Source organism: Pseudomonas sp. B19125 (genome assembly GCF_044218855.1).
GTDB classification, from domain to species: domain Bacteria; phylum Pseudomonadota; class Gammaproteobacteria; order Pseudomonadales; family Pseudomonadaceae; genus Aquipseudomonas; species Aquipseudomonas edaphica.
In genome coordinates, this window is sequence record NZ_CP162589.1 from 1518886 (window position 1) to 1540219 (window position 21334).

Here is a 21334-nt window from a genome sequence, read left to right on the forward strand (position 1 = left end):
TCAAGCTGGCTGCCAAGGCAACTCCTTGCGTCATCGCGCCTGACTAGACTGGCTCCTCATCCAGAAAAATAATAAGAACGCGAACCAAGGAGGTTGTTGCCGTGAGCCTAGCCCCTGTTCTATCGCCACAGAATGTCAAAGACCAGGTCAGCGCTGCCGAATGGCAGACCCGCGTCGACCTCGCGGCCTGCTATCGCCTGGTGGCGCTGCATGGCTGGGATGACCTGATCTTCACGCATATTTCCGCCAAGGTGCCGGGTACCGATGATTTCCTGATCAACCCCTATGGGTTGATGTTTCATGAAATTACGGCGTCGAGCCTGGTCAAGGTTGATCAGGCCGGCAACAAGCTGATGGACAGCCCTTACGAGATCAACCCCGCCGGCTACACCATCCACAGTGCCATCCATGAAGTGCGCCACGACGTGGTCTGCGTGCTGCACACCCACACCGCCGCGGGGGTTGCGGTGTCGGCGCAGAAGCAGGGCGTGCTGCCGATCAGCCAGCAATCCACCTTTGTGTTGTCCAGCCTGGCCTATCACGCCTATGAAGGCGTGGCGCTCAACCCTGAAGAAAAAGCCCGCTTACAGGCGGACCTGGGCGACAACAATTTCCTCATGCTGCACAACCACGGTCTGTTGACCTGCGCTGGTTCGATCGCCGACACGTTTTTAATGATGTTCACCTTCCAGCGCGCTTGCGACATCCAGGTGCTGGCGCAAAACGGCGGCGCCGAATTAATTGCCATTGAGCCGCAGATTCTGGCGGGTGCCAAGGCGATGGTGGCGGTTGTCACAAAGAGCGCGCAAGGTATGGGTGGTGCACTGGCGTGGCCGGCGCTGTTGCGTAAATTGGACCTGCAAGATCCCGGGTATAAAAGCTGATGCCACTCGCCGAGATACCGCTCAGAGCCTGGCGCAAACGTGGCCAGGAATTTCTCTTTCGTGGCCACATGATCCGTTACTGGGTAGCGGGGCAGGGCGAGCCGTTGCTATTGATTCATGGCTTTCCCACCGCCAGTTGGGACTGGCACTACCTGTGGCAGCCCCTGGCCCAGCGTAACTTGGTGATCGCCTGCGACATGCTCGGGTTTGGCGATTCGGCCAAGCCGCTGAACCACGATTACTGCCTGCTGGAGCAGGCCGACCTGCAACAGGCGCTGCTCGAACACCTGCGTGTGGAGCGGCCGGTGCATGTGTTGGCCCATGACTATGGCGACAGCGTGGCCCAGGAATTACTGGCGCGCCATTACGACGGCCGCTTCCTGATGGCCAGCTGCGTGTTCCTCAATGGTGGGCTGTTTCCCGAGACCCATCGCCCGGCATTGGTGCAGAAACTCTTGCTCAGCCCACTCGGCTGGATGATCGGCCGTGCCTTTGGGCGCAACGCTTTGTCGAACAGTTTCAGCCAGATTTTCGGCCCGAACACGCGGCCCAGTGAAAGTGCACTGGATGACTTCTGGAGCTTGATCAACTGCAATGACGGCCCGCGTATCCTGCATAAGTTGATTGCCTACATTCCCCAGCGCCGCCGTCTGCGTGAACGCTGGGTGGTGGCGATGCAACGCAATGAAGTGCCGCTGCGGGTAATCGATGGAGAAGTCGATCCCATTTCCGGTGCGCATATGGTGGAGCGTTATCGCCAGTTGGTGCCCAATGCCGACTCGGTATTACTGACCAATATCGGCCACTACCCGCAGATCGAAGCGCCGGTGCTGGTGCTCAAGCATTATTTGGCGTTTCGTGAACGCATCGCTCAGCCGGCGCCGCGAGTGGCCTACTCCTGAGGCCAATCCCGGGCTGCTGCGCAGCCCAGCGGGAGCAAGCTCCCTCGCCACAACAGCCGGTTGATCATCGCGCTGTCTTATTGAGCACCATTCAGCCTCGGCCGTGTTTATTGTGACCAAAGGCTGCGTGCGTGACACTCAACCCATTGCCAATGTCGCCAACGGAGTTCGGTATGAGTGAGTCAGTGCAGTTCCAGGATAAGGTCGTGATCGTCACCGGTGCCGGCGGCGGGCTGGGCCGTGCCCATGCGCTGCTGTTTGCCAGGCACGGGGCCAAAGTGCTGGTCAACGACCTCGGCGGCTCGACCCAGGGCGAAGGCGCGAATGCCTCGGCCGCCGACCGTGTAGTGGCGGAGATTCGCGAGGCGGGCGGTACTGCCGAGGCCAACCATGACTCCGTAACCGAGGGGGACAAGATCGTCCAGCACGCTCTCGACGTGTTCGGCCGTGTCGACGTGGTGGTCAACAACGCCGGCATCCTGCGCGACAAGACCTTCCACAAAATGGACGACAGTGACTGGGACCTGGTGTACCGCGTGCATGTCGAAGGTGCCTACAAAGTTACCCGCGCCGCCTGGCCGCACATGCGCGAGCAGGGTTATGGCCGCGTGATCTTTACCGCGTCCACCTCGGGCATCTATGGCAACTTCGGCCAGTCCAACTACGGCATGGCCAAGCTGGGCCTCTACGGTTTGACCCGCACCCTGGCGCTGGAAGGGCGCAAGAACAACATCCTGGTCAATGCCATCGCCCCCACCGGCGGCACGCGCATGACCGAAGGCCTGATCCCGCCGCAGGTGTTCGAACGCCTCAAGCCGGAACTGGTCAGCCCGTTGGTGGTGTACCTGGGCAGCGAGGCGTGCCAGGACACCTCGGGCTTGTTTGAAGTCGGCGGCGGCTGGATCGGCAAAACCCGCTGGGAGCGCAGCCTGGGCGTGGGGTTTGACCCTGAGGCCGGGTTCTCACCCGACGATGTGGCGGCGCACTGGGCGCAGATCTGCGACTTCGAAGGCGCTGCGCACCCCAAGGACAACATCGAAGCGTTGAAAGAGATGATGGCCAATTTGCAGAAGTTCAGCCTCTGATCGTTGCTTGAACACAGTTGAATAATACGGGGCGCTAAAGGCGCCCCGTTTTATTTTGGGTATAAAAAAGGCCGCTGCAAACGCAGCGGCCGAAGTAAGACGTTGGATCAAGGAGCGACAAATCAACGTCAGTGAACAGCGGTAATAGATTGAAACATTAGGCCAATCTATTGGAATCAGACTTTTCCTGGATTTACCCAAGCGGGCCATCTGCCCTGAAAGTGCGTTAAGAATAGTCGGTTGTAACAAAATGAGTAATAGCAGTTCAGGACAAGGACTGTTGCAATTTCAGTAATGATCGCCGGTGCGCTATCCATCCTCCTGATAATCCGCCATCTGCCTAATCCATGGTGGCGCCCAAACCGCGGCCAGAGCGCCTGTTCATCCTTTCGAGCGACACCACGAATACCCCTTTGGTGCGCTTATCGCTCCCGAGGGGCGGCAGTAGGGTGGGGCCTTCTGTCACTCACCGGGGAAGACGCATGACAAAAACAACAATGCGCGCCATCTTCACGCCACAGGCGCTGGCCACGGCGGTTGCGCTGGGTTTCTGCGCCCAGGCGCAGGCTGTTTCATTCAACATCGGCGAGATCGAAGGGCAATTCGATTCCTCGCTGTCGGTCGGCGCCAGTTGGGGCATGCGCGATGCTGACAAGAAGCTGGTGGGCATTCCCAACGGCGGCACGGGGCAGGCGTCCACCGGTGATGACGGGCGGCTGAACTTCAAGAAGGGTGAGACCTTCTCCAAGATCTTCAAGGGCATTCACGACCTGGAGCTTAAGTACGGCGACAGCGGCATCTTTGTGCGCGGCAAGTACTGGTATGACTTCGAACTGCAGGACGAAAACCGCGAGTTCAAGCAAATCAGCAACAACCACCGCGACGAAGGCGCGCGCTCGTCCGGCTACGAGCTGCTGGATGCTTTTGTGTATCACAACTATTCCATCGGCGATTTGCCGGGCGCCGTGCGGGTCGGCAAACAGGTGGTGAGCTGGGGTGAAAGTACGTTTATCGGTAACTCGATCAACAGCATCAACCCCATCGACGTCTCGGCGTTCCGCCGCCCAGGCGCCGAGATCAAGGAAGGCCTGATCCCGGTCAACATGCTGTTCGCGTCCCAAAGCCTGACTAACCAGCTGTCGGTGGAAGGCTTCTACCAGCTCAACTGGGAAAACACCGTGGTGGATAACTGCGGCACCTTCTTCGGTAACGATGTAGTGGCTCACGGCTGCAATGGCAACTACACGGTCGGCAGCCCGGCGATTGCGCCGTTGCAACCGGTGGCCGCAGCATTTGGCCAGGGCTTTCAGGTGACGCGCGAAGGCGTGGTGGTGCAGCGCGCCAACGACCGCGAAGCGCGCGATGGCGGCCAGTTCGGTGCGGCCTTGCGCTGGCTGGGCGATGACACCGAGTACGGCCTCTACTTCATGAACTACCACAGCCGCACGCCAACGGTGGGCACGATTACCGCCAACACCAACCTGGCCACCATCGGCCGCATCGTCAGCACTGCCAACGCCATCGCGCCCGGCAGTGGTTCGGGCCTGGCCCAGAGCACCATGCTCGGGCGTGGCCAGTATTACCTCGATTACCCGGAAGACATCCGCCTGTACGGCGCGAGTTTCTCCACCACCTTGCCCACCGGCACGGCCTGGACCGGCGAAATCAGCTATCGGCCGAATGCGCCGGTGCAACTCAACACCACCGACCTGACCCTGGCGCTGGTCAACCCGATTGCCGGCCAAACCGCCTCGCCGATCCGCAGTTCGTTCGGCTCGGACAACTCAGGTTACCGCCGCAAGGAAATCACCCAGATCCAGAGCACCATGACCCAATTCTTCGACCAGGTGCTGGGTGCCGAACGCCTGACGCTGGTGGGCGAGGCGGCCTATGTGCACGTCGGCGGGCTGGAAGCCAAGACCAAACTGCGTTATGGCCGCGATTCGGTGTATGGCGCCTATGGTTTCGGCGGCGACACCGACGGCTTCGTCACCGCGAACTCCTGGGGTTACCGCGCCCGCGCGATCCTCGACTACAACAACGTGTTCGCCGGGGTGAACCTCAAGCCCAACCTGTCCTGGTCCCATGACGTCAGCGGCTACGGCCCCAACGGCATTTTCAACGAAGGCGCCAAGGCGATCAGCGTCGGCGTGGATGCGGACTACCGCAACACCTACACCGCGAGCCTGAGCTACACCGACTTTTTCGGCGGTGACTACAACACCCTCACCGACCGCGACTTTATCGCCCTCAGCTTCGGCGTGAACTTCTGACTTGGTTTAAGGAAGGACAACAACCTATGCGTAAGCTATTTGCAGTGATGGCCCTGAGTGTACTGGCCGCCCACGTCATGGCCGCCGTCTCGCCCGAAGAGGCCGCCAAGCTCGGCACCACCCTGACGCCGGTCGGCGCCGAAAAAGCCGGCAACGCCGACGGTTCGATCCCGGCCTGGACCGGCGGCATCCCGAAAAACGCTGGCGCGGTGGACAGCAAAGGCTTTCTGGCCGACCCGTTCGCCAATGAAAAACCGCTGTTCGTGATCACTGCCGCCACGGTCGACAAGTACAAAGACAAGCTCTCCGACGGCCAGGTGGCGATGTTCAAGCGTTACCCCGAGACCTACAAGATCCCGGTGTACCCGACCCATCGCACGGTCAACCTGCCGCCGGATATCTACGAGTCGATCAAGCGCAGCGCGCTGAACGTGCACGCGATTAACGACGGTAATGGCCTGGAAAACTTCACCGGCAACCGTTACTACGCGTTCCCGATCCCGAAAAATGGCGTGGAAGTGTTGTGGAACCACATCACCCGTTATCACGGCGGTAACCTCAAGCGCATCATCACCCAGGCCACCCCGCAAACGAATGGCAGCTACACGCCGATTCGCTTCGAAGAAGAAGTGGCGGTGCCGCAAGCCATCCCGGACATCGACCAGGCCAAGGCGGCCAACGTGCTGAGCTTCTTCAAGCAATCGGTCACGGCGCCCGCACGCCTGGCGGGCAACGTGCTGCTGGTGCATGAAACCCTCGACCAGGTGAAGGAGCCGCGTCTGGCCTGGATCTACAATGCCGGCCAACGCCGCGTGCGCCGTGCACCGCAAGTCTCGTATGACGGCCCGGGCACCGCCTCCGATGGCCTGCGCACCACCGACAATTTCGACATGTTCTCCGGCGCGCCTGACCGCTACGACTGGAAACTGGTCGGCAAAAAAGAGATGTACATCCCCTACAACAGCTACAAGCTCGATTCGCCGACCCTCAAGTACGACGACATCATCAAGGCCGGGCACATCAACCAGGACCTCACCCGCTACGAGCTGCACCGCGTGTGGGAAGTGGTCGGCACGGTCAAGCCGAGCGAGCGGCACATCTACGCCAAGCGCCACATGTACATTGACGAAGACAGCTGGCAGGTCGCGCTGGTGGACCACTACGACGGGCGAGGCCAACTGTGGCGCGTTGCTGAAGGCCATGCGCAGTTCTATTACGACCACCAAGTGCCGGCCTACACCGTGGAAACCCTGTACGACATCATTGCCGGGCGCTACATCGCGCTCGGCATGAAGAATGAGGAAAAGCGCAGTTTCGTGTTCGGCTTCGCGGCCAAGGCGGCGGATTACACGCCAGCAGCGCTGCGGTCCGAGGGCGTTCGCTGACTCAGATATAAAATATGGGAGCGAGCTTGTGTGGGAGCTGGCTTGCCTGCGATAGCATCACCTCGGTATGCCTGTCAGACCGAGGTGTCTGCATCGCAGGCAAGCCAGCTCCCACATAAGCCAGCTCCCACAGTTGTCTGCATTCTGCCTTTAATTAATGCCCTTCAATCACCCTGCTGAATACTTCTTCAACAACCGCCAACCACAGGACTAGGGTGGCGTCAGGTTGCATAACAATAAAAACGCAGGATGCAGCAATGACCGCCATGACCCGCTGCCTGGACCGTCCTGGATTCATGCCACGGCTGTCCGCCCATCACCTGTTACGCCCGCAATTGACCGAGCCGTTGCTCGCAGCAACCGTGAGGGTGAAGTTGCTGTGCGCGCCGGGTGGCAGTGGCAAAAGCGCGTTACTGGCCGAGTGTGCCTTGCAGGCGCCCAAGGGTTGCCAGGTCTATTGGCTGCCACTCAATGGTGCGGCTTTGAGCCCCGATGAGTTGTGCCAACGCTTGGCGCACAACCTGGGGCTGGCGTTTGTCGATGAAGCTACCTTGTTGCTTGACCTCAGCCGCTGGCAGCCCACGGCGTGGTTGTTCCTGGATGATTACTGCCGCCTGCCCGCGCCCGAGCTGGATGCTTTGCTCGACCGCCTGCTCAGTGTCGCCAGCCCGGCGCTGACCTGGTGGCTGGGCGCGCGGCGGCGACCGGCATGCAACTGGCCGCGGTTGTTGCTCGACGATGAACTGTTGGTGTGCAGCGAGCTGAACTTCAGCCCGGCGCAAGTCCAGCAACTGCTCGGCGGCGGGCAAAGCTTCGACAGCGTGATGCAGTTCAGCGGCGGTTGGTGCGCCGGTGTACGCATTGCCTTGCTCGGTGATGGTCACCCGGACAAAACCTTGCTCGACTACCTGCAACACGAACTGCTGCGCACCTTGCCGGTCGAGTTGGCTGAGGCCTGGCGGGTATTGGCGCACCTGCCGCGCTTCAACCCGGGCCTGTGTGAGCACCTGTTCGGCGCTGGCGACGGCGCCCACTACCTGCGGGAGTTGCAGGCATTGGGCGCCTTTATCCAGCCCTGGGAAGACACCACCGATTGGCTGCAGGTCTTTGCGCCGCTCGCACGCTTGCTGCGCGATGAGCCCTGGCCGGCCAAGCGCGCCTGGCATCGGCGTGCCTGCCAATGGTTTACCGCCGAGTGCGATTGGCAAGCCGCGTTTGAACAGGCCTTGCTGGCCGAAGCGTTTGAGATGGCGGTGAGCCTGTTGCAACACTTCAGTTTTGAAGACTTGTTCCGTCAGCAGAATGCGCAGCTGTTGCTGCGTCTGCATGAGCAACATGGCGATGAATTGATGCTTGGCTCCGCACAACTGGTGGGGCTGGTGACGGCCGCATTGTTGTTCGCCGGGCGCTTTGAGCAAGCCGGTGTGTGCATCGACCAGCTTGCCCGGTTTGCACCACAGCCGACGGCGGCGAAACAGCGGCATTTACTGGCGCGCTGGCAGGCGCAATGGGGCTGGTTGTTGCACCTCAATGGAGATGCCGAGCGCTCCCGCGAGCATTTTCTGGAGGCTTTGCAAGCGTTGCCCGACAGCGCCTGGACTTCCCGGCTGATGTGCCTTTCGGGCCTGACCCAGCAAGCCTTGCTGCGCGGCGAGCTGGACGTGGGCCAAGCCTTGAACCGCGAAGCGCTGTGCCTGGCGCGTGCCCATGGTTCATTGGTGCTGGAAGCGCTGCTGGAACTGGATCATGCGCAATTGCTGGAGCAACGCGGTGCACCGTATCGGGCGCAAAGCCTGCTGGAAAATGTGCAGGCGATGCTGGCGCGCCAGCGCCTCAAGGCGGGGCCACTGGTAGGGCGCATCGCCCTGCGGCGCGGGCATCTGGCGTTGCGCCAAGGCCAGGACACGCTCGCCGGTGAATGTTTCGAGAGCGGTTTGAGCCTGTGCCTGCACAGTCAGGACAAGCGCGTGCTCTATGGGTTTCTCGGCCTGGCGTTGCTGGCGGCCAACCATGGCGATTACGCCCAGGCGTTTGCCCAGCTGCGCGAAGCGGAGCGCTTGATGCAGCAACGCCATGTGCCGGACTCGGTATACCGCGCGGTGCTGCTGTTGGTCAGTGGGCACTTCTGGTTGCAACAGGGCCGTGCCGAACTGACCGTGGAAGCAGTGCGCCGGGTGCTGCGCCACTTCCGTGGGCCACAGGCCCGGCAAGCACCGCCGGCTACGCTGGAACTGATTCCACGGCTGGAGTACTTGCTGGTGCTGGCCGAGGTGAAGCTGGGTGTGGCCGTTCAGCCCATGGAGCGCCTGTATGCCTTGCTCGACACCACCCAACAACGCGGCATGCTCTGCCTGGAAACCGAGCTGCACCTGGTGCTGGGAGAAGTGGCCTGGCAGTTGGGCGACTCAGCCGTGGCCCGGCGCGCCCTGCAAACCGGGCTGGAGCTGGCGCAACGCTGCCAGGTGCAGCAGGCGATTCGCGAGCTGCGTTTGCGTGCGCCGGGGCTATTGATTGAGCTGGGTCTGGAAACCCCGGCGGCGCCCAGTGGCGTGGTGGAAAACCCGCTGAGCCAACGCGAACTGGAAGTGCTGCAGCTGATCGCCCAAGGCAACTCCAACCTGGAAATCGCCGACCGGCTGTTTATCTCGCTGCACACCGTCAAGACTCACGCGCGGCGTATCCACAGCAAGCTCGGCGTGGAGCGACGCACCCAAGCGGTGGCCAAGGCCAAGACATTGGGCTTGATGGTCTAGGCGCAGAACGCCTGGCGGTATTCCCCGGGCGTGGCGCCCATGGCCTGGCGAAAACGGTGGGTAAAGTGGCTGGCGCTGGAGAAGCCACACCGCCACGCAATCTCGCCAAGGGGCAGGGCGCCGCCACGCAACAGGGCTTGCGCACGCGCCAGGCGACGTGCCAACAGGTACTGGTGGGGCGGCAGGCCGAAGCTTTGGCGGAACATTCGCGCAAAATGGTATTCCGACAGCGCGCACAGGCCGGCCAGTTGCCCGAGGCTGATCGGGTCTTCCAGGTGGTGGTCGATAAACTCCACCAACAGCCGCCGCTGATGCGCCGCCAACCCGCCCTTCAAACGCAGGCCATCGCGTGCGCCGACTTGGCTGAGCAAGGTGTGGCTGAGCATTTCATGGGCCAGACTGCTGGTCAGCAGGCGCTCGGCGGGCTCCTGCCAGTTGAGGGCGATCAGTTGGTGAAAGCGTTGGGCCTGGCTGGCGTCTTCGAGGAAGGTGCTTTCGCGCAGTTGCAGTTCCCGCGGTTCGCGATCGAGCAACGTGACGCAGCCGAGGGCAAATTGCTCGGGACTGAAATACACGTGGGCCAGGCGGATCTCACCGTTGATCACCCAAGCCGACTGGTGCTCGGCGGGCAGTATGCAGAGTTTATCCGGGCCGCCCTTGGTGCCAGGCTGATCGCGCCGAAACGTGCCGGTGCCGCCGCCGATGTAGCAGGACAAGGTGTGATGGGTCGGCGCCTGGTAGTCCTGCGAGTCGTGATGGTTGCTCCACAAGGCCGCAGACAAGCCGTCACCGAGCTCGGCGCAGGCTTCCAGGCGTGCGTTGGGCGAGCGGTTAAGGGCTTGAAAGACTTGCAGGGATTCCAGATCTGGCATGGTTGTGCTCTCCGACGCCTTGCATCCTACTCCCGCCGGCGATGGCTGTGATCCCTGCGCCCGACAAAAGCGCAAGAATGTGCAAGAGCGCCGGCCGGCTGCCAAGGGACACTGTGCCTCAATCGACGGAGCCCGCTATGAACCTTTTCCTGTATTTACTCACCGTGCTGATCTGGGGCACCACCTGGATCGCCCTCAAATGGCAATTGGGCGTCGTGGCGATTCCCGTGTCGATCGTCTACCGCTTCGGCCTGGCGGCGCTGGTGCTGTTTGCGCTGTTGCTGCTCAGCCGCAAGTTGCAGGTGATGAACCGGCGCGGGCATTTGATCTGCCTGGCGCAGGGGCTGTGCCTGTTCTGCGTCAACTTCATGTGCTTCCTGACCGCCAGCCAATGGATCCCGAGCGGTCTGGTGGCAGTGGTGTTTTCTACCGCCACGTTGTGGAACGCCCTCAATGCCCGGGTGTTTTTTGGCCAGCGCGTAGCACGTAACGTGTTGATGGGCGGCGCGCTGGGGTTGCTGGGGCTGGGCTTTCTTTTCTGGCCGGAACTGGCAGGGCATACCGCCAGCCCGCAGACCTTGCTCGGCCTGGGGTTGGCATTGTTGGGGACGATGTGTTTCTCGGCGGGCAATATGCTCTCGAGCCTGCAACAGAAGGCCGGGCTCAAGCCGCTGACCACCAATGCATGGGGCATGGCCTATGGCGCTTTGATGCTGGCGACTTACTGTGCGGTGCGCGGCATTCCTTTCGACATGGACTGGAGTGCGCGGTATATCGGCGCGCTCTGGTATTTGGTGATTCCGGGTTCGGTGATCGGCTTTACCGCCTACCTCACCCTGGTTGGGCGCATGGGGCCGGAGCGGGCGGCGTATTGCACGGTGCTGTTTCCGGTGGTGGCGCTGAACGTGTCGGCGTTTGCCGAGGGATACCAGTGGACCGCCCCGGCGCTGATGGGGCTGGTGTTGGTGATGTTGGGGAATGTGTTGGTGTTCAGAAAGCCTCGGTCGGTTCACCCAATCTTAAAGGCGAAGGCAATCTAATGTGGGAGCTGGCTTGCCTGCGATGGCGGTGGATCAGTCAAAGTTGAGTTAGCTGACCCACCGCCATCGCAGGCAAGCCAGCTCCCACAGTTGCCCGAGTTGCCTGGGCTATTTGAGGCCCAGGCGCTTGGCCATGCGGCCGAGGTTGGCGCGGTCCAGGCCGAGTTCGCGGGCGGTGCTGGCCCAGTTGTGCTGATGGCGTTCCAGGCAAGCGCTGATGATTTGGCGCTGGTAGTGCTCGGTGGCCTGGCGCAGGTCGCCGGTCGCGGCCAGCGGCGCTTGCAGCGGTGCTTCGATAGCCGGCGCGCTGACGTCCGGCAGGTCCAGGTCCTGGGCGCTCAGGCTCAGAATCTTCGGCCGCTCGCGGCAGTTACCCAGGGCTTTGAGCGCGCTGCGCCCGATCAAATGTTCCAGCTCCCGCACATTGCCTGGCCAGTTATAGGCCAGCAGCGCGGCCTGGGCGTCGCTGGTCAGGCGCAGGCTGCCCAGGCCCATGCGCGAACGGTTCTGCTCCAGGAAGTACCCCGCCAGCAGCAACACATCCCGCCCGCGCTCGCGCAGCGCCGGCACTTGCAGCGGGTACACGCTCAGGCGGTGGTAGAAGTCGGCGCGGTAGCTGCCATTGCGCACTTCTTCGGCGAGGTCGCGGTTGGTGGCGGCAATCAGGCGTACATCCACCTGGTGTTCCTTGTCCGAACCCAAGCGCTGCAACTGGCCGCTTTGCAGCACGCGCAGTAATTTGGCCTGCACGGTCAGCGACAACTCGCCCACTTCATCCAGGAATAGGGTGCCGCCATTGGCCAGCTCGAACTTGCCACGGCGTTCATTCAACGCGCCGGTAAAGGCGCCGCGCACGTGGCCGAACAGTTCGCTTTCCACCAGGGTTTCCGGGAGCGCGGCGCAGTTGAGGCTGATCATCGGCTTGTCCGCACGCGGGGACGCGGCGTGGATGGCTTGGGCGACCAGCTCCTTGCCGACCCCGGTTTCGCCGGTAATCAGCACGGTCAGGTCGCTGCCGCCCACCAGCTTGATCTCCTCGACCAGACGCTTGTGCGCCTTGCTCTGGCCGATCATTTCCTTGTGCTGTTGGCCGCTGGCCTGGCGGTAGATCTCGGCGCGCTGATGTTCGTCTTCGGCGCGTATTGCCAGGCGCTCGATGCGTTCGGCGACATTGACCGTGGCCGCCGCCAGGCTGGCAAAGGCTTGCAAAGCATCCAGCTCAACGCGTTCGAAACGCTCGGTGTCCAGCGCGTCGAGGGTCAGCAGGCCCCAGGGCTGGTCGTCGATAAACAGCGGGCAACCCATGCAGTCGTGCACTTCCAGGTGCCCGTGCAGGCCGTCGACCAAGCCGTCGTAGGGGTCGGGCAGTTCGCTGTCGCTGTCAAACCGGGTAGGGCCAGCGCTGCTCAGCAACACTTCAAAGCGCGGGTGTTCGCTGACCTTGAAGCGACGGCCAAGGGTATCGGCGCTCAAACCATCCACAGCCAGCGGCACCAGCCACTCACCGTCCAGGCGTAACAACGCGGCGGCATCGCACGGCAACAGTGCGCGCATGGCTTGCAACAGGCGTCGATAGCGCTCGCCCTCGGGCAGTTCGCGGGACAGGTCGGCGACCAGGGGCAGCAGGGTGGTGAGCAGCGATTGTGCAGTCATAATGACTCCTTGTAGTCCTTGTGACTATAAAGTGTAGGGAGTCATACTGACTACATTATATTTAACTTATTGAACTATAACGATTAATTAGTTGGCACGAATGCTGAGTAGGTAAAGGTAATCAGTAAAGAGACCCAGGAGTCTGCCATGCTTAGTGCCCAAGACCGTGCCATCGTCAAATCCACTGTGCCCCTGCTGGAGAGCGGCGGCGAAGCGCTGATCACGCATTTTTACCGCATGATGCTCAGCGAATACCCAGAAGTTCGCCCGCTGTTCAACCAGGCCCACCAGGCCAGCGGTGACCAGCCCCGTGCGCTGGCCAATGGCGTGCTGATGTATGCGCGGCACATCGATCAGCTGGACCAACTGGGTGACCTGGTGGCCAAGATCATCAACAAGCATGTGGCCTTGCAGATCCTGCCGGAACACTACCCGATTGTGGGCGCCTGCCTGCTGCGCGCCATCTCTGAAGTGCTCGGCAGCGAGATCGCCACGCCTGAGGTGATGAATGCCTGGGGCGCGGCCTACGGCCAGTTGGCCGACATCCTGATTGGCGCCGAAGCGGCCATCTACGATGAAAAAGCCCAGGCGCCGGGCGGCTGGCGCGGTGCGCGGCCATTCCTGTTGGTCAAGCGTGTGGAGGAGAGCGACGAGATCATCTCCTTCTACTTTGCCCCTGTGGACAACGGCCCGATCCTGCAAGCCGCACCGGGCCAGTACATCGGCATGAAGCTGGTGCTGGACGGCGAAGAAGTGCGCCGCAACTATTCCCTGTCGGCCCTGAGCGATGCGGGCCTGTACCGCATCAGCGTCAAACGCGAGGCCGGTGGGCGGGTGTCCAACTACCTGCATGACCAGATGCATGTCGGTGCAACCATCGACCTATTCCCGCCATCGGGTGAGTTCACGCTGGCGGCCAGCGATAAACCGCTGGTGCTGATCAGCGGCGGGGTAGGCATCACCCCCACATTGCCCATGCTTGAAGCGGCCCTGGCAACCGAGCGCCCGGTGCACTTTATCCACTGCGCCCGCAACGGCGGCGTGCATGCGTTCCGTGATTGGGTCGATGCCCTGGCGGCCAGGCACCCGCAGCTCAAACGCTTTTACTGCTATGCCGAGGACGACGGCGTGAGCCCGGCGGCGGACAAGGTGGGGCTGTTGAGCCAGGAGCAATTGGCGGCGTGGTTGCCCAAGGAGCGTGACCTGGATGCGTACTTCCTGGGGCCTAAAGGCTTTATGGCGGCGATCAAACGCCATCTGAAGGCGTTGGGTGTGCCGGAGCAGCAGGCGCGCTACGAGTTCTTCGGCCCGGCGGCGGCGCTGGAATAAGTACATCTACCCTCTCCACAACAAGCCCGGCTCCCACATTGGAATGCGATTCCCTGTGGGAGCCGGGCTTGCCCGCGATGGCGTCCGCTCAGCCACAACATTTATCCCGATTAATCCGCAGTTAACCCCTCTCTGTTTTAACCATGCTCTGTGTGTAAACTTGCCGGCATTGGCACAACGACAAAGGGAAAACGGGGATGAGTGACGAATTGCGTTTAGGCAGGGAGCGGCGCTTTCTGGTGTTGCTGGGCATCATCTGCCTGGCGCTGATTGGCGGTGCGCTGTATATGCAAGTGGTGTTGGGCGAGGCGCCGTGCCCGCTATGTATCCTGCAGCGTTACGCTTTGCTGTTGATTGCGATATTTGCCTTCATCGGCGCCGCCATGCGCCGCAAAGGTGCGGTGACTGTGTTTGAAGGGCTGGTAGTCCTCAGTGCCGTGGGCGGCGTCGCAGTTGCAGGCCACCACGTCTACACCCAGTTCTTCCCGGAGGTCAGTTGCGGCGTCGATGTGCTGCAGCCGATTGTCGATGAACTGCCACTGGCCAAGGTGTTCCCACTGGGCTTCCAGGTCGACGGCTTCTGCAGCACGCCGTACCCGCCCATCCTTGGCTTGTCCCTGGCGCAATGGGCGCTGGTGGCGTTCGTGCTAACGGTGATTCTGGTGCCGCTGGGCATCTATCGCAATCGCCAACGCCAGGCCTGAGTCTGCTCGCCAAAACGCCCCGGTCTTCCTTGAAGGAAGTCCGGGGCGTTTTTGGTTGTAGGGATTTGTGAAAGGGCCGTGACGAGGGGCAACAATAGGTGTGCGCAGCGTGCGACATGTTGTCACACGGACGTTGCCGCAGGACGTTTCTGACCCATCAAACCGCCGCCTGAATTTGCACCCGATGGCTAAATTGTGCTGTCAGTTCATCGTTTGGGCGATGCCGCGAATGTCACGCCGTGCGAGCCATTGGGTGATGTCCGAATGCCTTGTTTTATGGGGGCTTGGATCCGTTTTGCAAGCCCTTACAAGGTGTAAGGGAAGTGGCGTTGTGCCCAATAACACGGCAATTTTTGTGGTTTTTGTTGGGAATCGAACACGATAAGATCGCGAACCTTTGCAGGATTAGTGAAGGATTGTTGCTGTAATCGATAAAAATTATTTCTTTATAAGACATGGTTTATACATCGCTAGCTAACTACAATCGCCCGCACTGAATGTCCGGTGCTGTTCAATATTTGAGCACTGGAGCGGTCGAGGGGCAGATGGACGGCTCTGTGCGACCCCAAGGTTCCGGCAGCCTTTCAACTATCCGCACCAAATGGAATTGGTCTGTAACAAGGCCTTTAACCACGAAATCGAATAAGAACTCACCGCAGGTCCGTGAAACGTACAGTTATGGCGTGACGGGCAGGCTCTTATTCAATCGAAGAGAAATGCCAACCCTTGGCAGGGTGAAGTGTTGGCGATCAAAACCCAACTGCATTGCGCAAGCTGCTTTAGAGGTCGTGAGATGAGTAAAAACAGGTACCCCCGATTACTAGGCTTTTTGCCGCTGATTGGCATGCTGTTAATGCTGGGAGGCTGCAAGTGGACCTTGATGGACCCAAAAGGACAGATCGGTCTGGATCAACGAAACCTGATCATCACCGCTACCCTGCTGATGCTGCTGGTCGTGGTCCCTGTGATCATCATGACCTTCGCCTTCGCCTGGAAATACCGCGCGTCGAACACCAGCGCTACCTACGCGCCTAAGTGGTCGCACTCCACCAAGATCGAAATCGCCGTGTGGCTGGTGCCGGTCCTCATCATCATCGCCCTGGGTTACATCACCTATAAGTCGACCCACGAGCTGGACCCTTACCGTCCGCTGGAATCCAACGTCAAGCCGATCAATATCGAAGTGGTCGCGCTGGACTGGAAGTGGCTGTTCATCTACCCGGACCTGGGTATCGCCACGGTCAACGAGATCCAGTTCCCGGAGAACACTCCGCTTAATTTCCGGATCACCTCCGATGCCGTGATGAACTCGTTTTTCATCCCTGCACTGGGCGGCCAGATCTACGCGATGGCGGGCATGCAGACTCGCCTGCACCTGATCGCCAACGAAAAAGCTGAAATGGAAGGCATCTCCGCGAACTACAGCGGCGCTGGCTTCACCGGCATGAAATTCAAAGCGATCTCGACGAGCCAGGAAGACTTCAACGCCTGGGTAGCCGCAGTCAAGGCCGCACCTAAACAGCTTGATCAAGCTGAATACGACGCCCTGACCAAACCAAGCCAGAACAACCCAGTCGCTCTGTACTCCGCGTTTGAGCCGGACCTGTTTCAGAAAATCGTCGACAAGTACGAAGGTATGAAGCCAGGCAAGCCGGTCAAGCACGAGAAGAAAGAAGTGGCCGTGGTTGAAGGTTCTGACACGGGCTCGCATTCAACTGCTGGGGCAGAGGAGTAAACGATGTTTGGTAAATTAAGTTGGGATGCGGTCCCGTTCCACGAGCCGATCGTGATGGTGACCATCGCCATGATCGCGCTGGGTGGTCTGGCACTGTTTGCTGCAATCACGTATTTCAAGAAGTGGACCTACCTGTGGACCGAGTGGCTGACGTCTGTCGACCACAAGAAAATCGGTGTCATGTACGTCATCGTTGCCATGGTCATGCTGCTGCGTGGTTTTGCCGACGCCATCATGATGCGTACCCAGTTGGCCATGGCCACCGAGGGTTCGCCTGGCTACCTGCCGCCTGAACACTATGACCAGATCTTCACCGCTCACGGTGTGATCATGATCATCTTCATGGCGATGCCATTCTTCACCGGCTTGATGAACCTGGCCTTGCCGCTGCAGATCGGTGCGCGTGACGTTGCCTACCCGTTCCTGAACTCCCTGAGCTTCTGGCTGCTGGTTTCCGGCGTGGTGCTGATCAACCTGTCCCTGGGCGTCGGCGAATTCGCCAAGACCGGTTGGGTTGCGTATCCGCCGTTGTCGGGTATTCAGTACAGTCCGGGCGTGGGTGTGGACTACTACATCTGGGCGCTACAGTTATCAGGACTCGGGACGACACTGACGGGGGTCAACTTCCTGGCCACCGTCCTGAAAATGCGCGCCCCTGGCATGAAACTGATGGACATGCCGATCTTCACCTGGACCTGCACCTGGGCCAACGTCCTGATCGTGGCTTCGTTCCCGATCCTGGCCGCTACCATGGCGCTGCTGTCGCTTGACCGTTACCTGGATTTCCACATTTTCACCAATGAACTTGGTGGCAATCCAATGATGTACGTGAACCTGTTCTGGGCATGGGGTCACCCTGAGGTGTACATCCTGATCCTGCCAGCGTTCGGTATCTTCTCTGAAGTGATCTCGACCTTTACCGGCAAGCGCCTGTTCGGTCACCACTCGATGGTTTATGCATCGGGCGCAATCTCTGTACTGGGCTTCATGGTGTGGCTGCACCACTTCTTCACCATGGGTTCGGGGGCCAGCGTCAACGCCTTCTTCGGCCTGGCGACGATGTTGATTTCGATCCCGACGGGGGTGAAGCTATTCAACTGGCTATTCACCATCTACCACGGCCGTCTGCGTATCACCAGCCAGGTTCTGTGGACCCTGGGCTTCATGGTGACCTTCGCCATCGGCGGCATGACCGGCGTACTGCTGGCCATTCCGGGTGCTGACTTCGTACTGCACAACAGCCTGTTCGTGATCGCGCACTTCCACAACGTGATCATCGGTGGTGCTGTATTCGGCTACATCGCAGGTTTCAGCTTCTACTTCCCGAAAGCGTTCGGCTTCAAGCTGCACGAAGGTTGGGGCAAGGCTGCATTCTGGTTCTGGATCTCGGGCTTCTTCGTCGCGTTCATGCCGCTCTACGCGCTGGGCTTCATGGGCATGACCCGTCGTCTGAACGCCACTACCAACCCTGAGTGGGTGCCGTACCTGTACGTCGCCATGTTCGGTGCGTTGATGATTGCTGCCGGTATTGCCTGCCAGCTGATCCAGCTGTACGTGAGCATCCGTGACCGTAAGCAGAACGCTTGCGACTCCGGTGACCCATGGAATGGCCACACCCTGGAATGGTCGACCTCGTCGCCACCGCCGTTCTACAACTTCGCTGTGATCCCTACTGCGAACACCATTGATGCGTTCACCGAAGCCAAGGAAGACGGTACTGCGTACCAGCGTCCTAAGCACTACGAGCCGATCCACATGCCGAACAACACCGCCACTGGCGTGGTGATGGGCGCGCTGTTGACCGTGTTCGGTTTCGCGATGATCTGGCACATCTGGTGGCTGGCAATCGTGGGCCTGGTAGGCACTATCGGTTACTTCATCATTCACGCTGCCCGTGATGATCAAGGCTACATGGTGCCGGTCGAGACGATCGAACGCATCGAAGCCGAGCAGCACGCTCGCCTGGTAGCCGAGAAGAAAATCCCGGCCAACCGTGTAGAAACCTCGTTGGAACAGGCTTAAACCATGTCGAACTTAGTGACCAATGCTGGACACGCCCATGTCGATGACCATGGGCACGATGACCATCACCACGACTCGGGGCCAATGACCGTATTCGGTTTCTGGCTCTACCTGATGACCGACTGCATCTTGTTTGCGTCGATCTTCGCGGTGTACGCGGTACTGGTAAACAACGTAGCGGGTGGCCCGTCGGGCCACGACATCTTCGAACTGCCTTACGTGCTCGGCGAAACCGCCTTGCTGTTGTTCAGTTCGATCACCTACGGTTTCGCCATGTTGGCCTTCTACAAGGGCAACAAGAAAGGCGTACTGAGCTGGTTGGCACTGACCTTCCTGTTCGGCCTGGGCTTCATCGGCATGGAGATCAACGAGTTCCACCTGCTGATCTCCGAAGGCTACGGCCCGCACCGTTCCGGCTTCCTGTCCGCGTTCTTCACGCTGGTAGGCACCCACGGTCTGCACGTAACTGCCGGCCTGCTGTGGATGGCGGTGATGATGTATCAGGTCAATAAGCACGGCCTGACCAACACCAACAAGACTCGCCTGAGCTGCCTGAGCCTGTTCTGGCACTTCCTGGACGTGGTCTGGATCTGCGTATTCACCGTCGTTTACTTGATGGGGACTCTGTAATGGCTAATGCACACTCCCATGACCATGACAGCCATGATGCGAGCCACGGCAGCGTAAAGTCTTACGCTATCGGCTTCATCCTGTCGGTCATCCTGACCCTGATCCCGTTCGGCCTGGTGATGTACCCAACCTTGCCGAAGTCGATCACCTTGATGATCGTCCTGGCGTTCGCGGTGATTCAGGTTCTGGTTCACCTGGTGTACTTCCTGCACCTGGATCGCTCGAAAGAGCAGCGCGATAACGTGATTGCGTTCGTGTTCGCAGGTCTTGTGATCCTGCTGCTGGTTGGCCTGTCGATATGGATCATGTTCAGCATCCATACGTTCATGATGGCGAAGTGAGGTAAGACCCGATGTCGCTTAAGCACTTTATCCAAATCACCAAACCGGGGATCATTTTCGGTAACGTGCTTTCTGTGGCAGGCGGTTTCTTCCTGGCCTCCAAGGGGCATGTCGATCTGGCCATTTTCTTGGCTGCGATGATCGGCACGTCCCTGGTGGTAGCTTCCGGTTGTGTGTTCAACAACTGCATCGACCGTGACATCGACTTGAAGATGGAACGCACCAAGAATCGTGTGCTGGTGCAGGGCCTTATCTCCCTGAAACTGGCACTGATCTACGCGACCGTCCTGGGTGTTGCCGGTGTAGCCCTGTTGTACAAGGTGGCCAACCCGTTGGCGGCGCTGTTTGCCGTGATCGGTTTTGTTATCTACGTCGGCCTTTACAGCCTGTACCTCAAGCGCAAGTCGGTTCACGGCACGCTGGTGGGCAGTCTGTCGGGGGCGATGCCGCCGGTGATTGGTTATGTGGCTGTAACCAATAGCTTCGACATGGCTGCGCTGGTGCTGCTGGTGATGTTCAGCCTGTGGCAGATGCCGCACTCCTATGCCATCGCGATCTTCCGCTTCAATGACTACCTGGCTGCGTCGATTCCGGTTCTGCCGGTTAAGCGTGGCATTCAGGTGGCCAAGAAACACATCCTGCTCTACATCCTGGCCTTCCTCGTGGCGACCTTGATGTTGACCTTCAGTGGCTATGCCGGCATGAGCTACCTCGCCGTCGCCGCCGCCATGGGCATGTACTGGTTGTACATGGCCTGGACCGGCTACAAGGCGGTGGATGACACCGTCTGGGCGCGCAAGCTGTTCGTGTTCTCGATCTTCACCATCACCGCGCTCAGCGTGATGATGTCCCTGGATTTCCAAGTGCCGAAAGAGCTGTTGCTGACCTACGCACACTGAGTCACCGAGCAACAAAAAGCCCCGCCTTCGCAAGAAGCGCGGGGCTTTTTATTGAGTGGCCTTTAAACTATTCCCACATTCTACAAATGCAGGAAGCAACGTGATGACTAAAAAAGCCGTGATGGTATTCAGTGGCGGGCAGGACTCGACCACCTGCCTGATCCAGGCGCTGGGGCAGTATGACGAAGTGCACTGCATTACCTTCGATTATGGCCAGCGCCATGTGGCCGAAGTTGAAGTCGCGCAGAAGTTGGCCAAGCAGTTGGGCGCCACCGTTCACAAAGTGATGGACGTGTCGCTGCTCAACGAGCTGGCAATCAGCAGCCTGACCCGCGACAACATTCCGGTGCCGACCGTGAACAGCTCGGGCGAAAGCCTGCCGAGTACTTTTGTGCCGGGGCGCAATATTCTGTTTCTGACCCTGGCGGCGATCTACGCCTATCAGGTCAAAGCTGAAAGCGTGATTACCGGTGTCTGCGAGACCGACTTCTCGGGTTACCCCGATTGCCGCGATGATTTTGTCAAAGCGCTGAACACGGCGCTTGAACTGGGCATGGACTACAAGCTGCGCCTGGACACGCCGTTGATGTGGCTGAACAAGGCTGAGACCTGGGCTTTGGCAGATTACCACCAGCAACTGGACCTGGTTCAGCACCAGACCCTGACTTGCTACAACGGCATCATTGGCACCGGCTGCGGTAATTGCGATGCATGCAACCTGCGGGCTCGGGGCTTGAATGAGTATTTGCAGGACAAGGCGGGTGTGATGAGCAGCCTGAAGCAGAAGTTGCAACTGAGCTAGGGGTTAGGGACCGTACTCGGTCTAC

17 protein-coding genes are annotated in these 21334 nt (G+C 60.0%); 15 read left to right on the top strand and 2 right to left on the bottom strand.

Features of this window, described 5'->3' with window-relative positions; translation table 11 throughout:
• Positions 1-101: 101 nt before the first annotated feature.
• The 6 genes from AB4P96_RS06925 to AB4P96_RS06950 all read left to right on the top strand — a co-directional run bounded on the left by AB4P96_RS06925 (position 102) and on the right by AB4P96_RS06950 (position 9282).
• Positions 102-884: a class II aldolase/adducin family protein gene (locus tag AB4P96_RS06925; protein WP_017135082.1), complete on the top strand. Its 783-nt coding sequence runs from the start codon at positions 102-104 to the stop codon at positions 882-884.
• Positions 884-1786, top strand: a complete 903-nt coding sequence (locus AB4P96_RS06930) for an alpha/beta fold hydrolase (protein WP_099549447.1) — start codon at positions 884-886, stop codon at positions 1784-1786. Before AB4P96_RS06925 ends, AB4P96_RS06930 begins: the two co-directional genes overlap by 1 nt.
• Positions 1787-1959: 173 nt before the next feature.
• Positions 1960-2871, top strand: a complete 912-nt coding sequence (locus tag AB4P96_RS06935; protein ID WP_017135080.1) for an SDR family oxidoreductase — start codon at positions 1960-1962, stop codon at positions 2869-2871.
• 482 nt (positions 2872-3353) lie between these two features.
• Complete coding sequence (locus tag AB4P96_RS06940) at positions 3354-5144, top strand: DUF1302 domain-containing protein (RefSeq protein WP_099549448.1); 1791 nt, start codon at positions 3354-3356, stop codon at positions 5142-5144.
• Between the two features lie 26 nt (positions 5145-5170).
• Entirely contained in the window at positions 5171-6529 is a 1359-nt protein-coding gene (locus AB4P96_RS06945) for a DUF1329 domain-containing protein (RefSeq protein ID WP_017135078.1), read from the top strand.
• A gap of 257 nt (positions 6530-6786) precedes the next feature.
• The gene (locus AB4P96_RS06950; RefSeq protein WP_170040516.1) at positions 6787-9282 is read left to right on the top strand and encodes a LuxR C-terminal-related transcriptional regulator; all 2496 of its coding nucleotides are present in this window, start codon (positions 6787-6789) and stop codon (positions 9280-9282) included.
• Here the strand turns inward: AB4P96_RS06950 and AB4P96_RS06955 are convergent.
• Complete coding sequence (locus tag AB4P96_RS06955) at positions 9279-10154, bottom strand: helix-turn-helix domain-containing protein (RefSeq protein ID WP_017135076.1); 876 nt, start codon at positions 10152-10154, stop codon at positions 9279-9281. The two genes, AB4P96_RS06950 and AB4P96_RS06955, sit on opposite strands and share 4 nt — an antisense overlap.
• 137 nt (positions 10155-10291) lie before the next feature.
• Between AB4P96_RS06955 and AB4P96_RS06960 the strand changes: the two genes are divergently transcribed.
• Positions 10292-11194, top strand: a complete 903-nt coding sequence (locus AB4P96_RS06960) for a DMT family transporter (RefSeq protein WP_186618066.1) — start codon at positions 10292-10294, stop codon at positions 11192-11194.
• 108 nt (positions 11195-11302) lie between these two features.
• Here the strand turns inward: AB4P96_RS06960 and norR are convergent, their stop codons facing one another.
• Complete coding sequence (gene norR / locus AB4P96_RS06965) at positions 11303-12847, bottom strand: nitric oxide reductase transcriptional regulator NorR (protein WP_236445883.1); 1545 nt, start codon at positions 12845-12847, stop codon at positions 11303-11305.
• Positions 12848-12994: 147 nt separating this feature from the next.
• On the opposite strand from norR, the gene hmpA reads away from it, so the two are divergent.
• The 8 genes from hmpA to queC all read left to right on the top strand — a co-directional run bounded on the left by hmpA (position 12995) and on the right by queC (position 21309).
• Positions 12995-14176: an NO-inducible flavohemoprotein gene (hmpA, locus tag AB4P96_RS06970; RefSeq protein WP_395600628.1), complete on the top strand. Its 1182-nt coding sequence runs from the start codon at positions 12995-12997 to the stop codon at positions 14174-14176.
• Between the two features lie 197 nt (positions 14177-14373).
• Positions 14374-14880, top strand: a complete 507-nt coding sequence (locus AB4P96_RS06975) for a disulfide bond formation protein B (RefSeq protein WP_017135072.1) — start codon at positions 14374-14376, stop codon at positions 14878-14880.
• 793 nt (positions 14881-15673) lie between these two features.
• Positions 15674-16615, top strand: coding sequence for a ubiquinol oxidase subunit II (gene cyoA / locus AB4P96_RS06980; protein ID WP_026013527.1), 942 nt, complete (start codon positions 15674-15676; stop codon positions 16613-16615).
• Positions 16616-16618: 3 nt separating this feature from the next.
• Positions 16619-18637 carry a cytochrome o ubiquinol oxidase subunit I gene (gene cyoB / locus AB4P96_RS06985; RefSeq protein WP_017135070.1) on the top strand — a complete coding sequence of 673 codons (2019 nt, stop codon included), beginning with the start codon at positions 16619-16621 and terminating at the stop codon, positions 18635-18637.
• Between the two features lie 3 nt (positions 18638-18640).
• The gene (locus AB4P96_RS06990) at positions 18641-19267 is read left to right on the top strand and encodes a cytochrome o ubiquinol oxidase subunit III (protein WP_010206435.1); all 627 of its coding nucleotides are present in this window, start codon (positions 18641-18643) and stop codon (positions 19265-19267) included.
• Positions 19267-19608 (top strand): cytochrome o ubiquinol oxidase subunit IV, encoded by a 342-nt coding sequence (cyoD, locus tag AB4P96_RS06995; RefSeq protein ID WP_010206434.1) that lies wholly within the window; start codon positions 19267-19269, stop codon positions 19606-19608. Before AB4P96_RS06990 ends, cyoD begins: the two co-directional genes overlap by 1 nt.
• An 11-nt stretch (positions 19609-19619) precedes the next feature.
• Entirely contained in the window at positions 19620-20507 is an 888-nt protein-coding gene (cyoE, locus tag AB4P96_RS07000; RefSeq protein WP_017135069.1) for a heme o synthase, read from the top strand.
• 103 nt (positions 20508-20610) lie between these two features.
• Positions 20611-21309 (top strand): 7-cyano-7-deazaguanine synthase QueC, encoded by a 699-nt coding sequence (gene queC, locus AB4P96_RS07005; protein WP_017135068.1) that lies wholly within the window; start codon positions 20611-20613, stop codon positions 21307-21309.
• Positions 21310-21334 lie beyond the last annotated feature (25 nt).

Bases quoted from the DNA above. Each gene is read 5' to 3' on its own strand.
- AB4P96_RS06930 (WP_099549447.1), top strand. From the start codon at position 884: ATGCCACTCGCCGAGATACCGCTCAGAGCCTGGCGCAAACGTGGCCAG.
- AB4P96_RS06935 (WP_017135080.1), top strand. From the start codon at position 1,960: ATGAGTGAGTCAGTGCAGTTCCAGGATAAGGTCGTGATCGTCACCGGT.
- AB4P96_RS06940 (WP_099549448.1), top strand. From the start codon at position 3,354: ATGACAAAAACAACAATGCGCGCCATCTTCACGCCACAGGCGCTGGCC.
- AB4P96_RS06945 (WP_017135078.1), top strand. From the start codon at position 5,171: ATGCGTAAGCTATTTGCAGTGATGGCCCTGAGTGTACTGGCCGCCCAC.
- AB4P96_RS06950 (WP_170040516.1), top strand. From the start codon at position 6,787: ATGACCGCCATGACCCGCTGCCTGGACCGTCCTGGATTCATGCCACGG.
- AB4P96_RS06955 (WP_017135076.1), bottom strand. From the start codon at position 10,154: ATGCCAGATCTGGAATCCCTGCAAGTCTTTCAAGCCCTTAACCGCTCG.
- AB4P96_RS06960 (WP_186618066.1), top strand. From the start codon at position 10,292: ATGAACCTTTTCCTGTATTTACTCACCGTGCTGATCTGGGGCACCACC.
- norR (WP_236445883.1), bottom strand. From the start codon at position 12,847: ATGACTGCACAATCGCTGCTCACCACCCTGCTGCCCCTGGTCGCCGAC.
- hmpA (WP_395600628.1), top strand. From the start codon at position 12,995: ATGCTTAGTGCCCAAGACCGTGCCATCGTCAAATCCACTGTGCCCCTG.
- AB4P96_RS06975 (WP_017135072.1), top strand. From the start codon at position 14,374: ATGAGTGACGAATTGCGTTTAGGCAGGGAGCGGCGCTTTCTGGTGTTG.
- cyoA (WP_026013527.1), top strand. From the start codon at position 15,674: ATGAGTAAAAACAGGTACCCCCGATTACTAGGCTTTTTGCCGCTGATT.
- cyoB (WP_017135070.1), top strand. From the start codon at position 16,619: ATGTTTGGTAAATTAAGTTGGGATGCGGTCCCGTTCCACGAGCCGATC.
- AB4P96_RS06990 (WP_010206435.1), top strand. From the start codon at position 18,641: ATGTCGAACTTAGTGACCAATGCTGGACACGCCCATGTCGATGACCAT.
- cyoD (WP_010206434.1), top strand. From the start codon at position 19,267: ATGGCTAATGCACACTCCCATGACCATGACAGCCATGATGCGAGCCAC.
- cyoE (WP_017135069.1), top strand. From the start codon at position 19,620: ATGTCGCTTAAGCACTTTATCCAAATCACCAAACCGGGGATCATTTTC.
- queC (WP_017135068.1), top strand. From the start codon at position 20,611: ATGACTAAAAAAGCCGTGATGGTATTCAGTGGCGGGCAGGACTCGACC.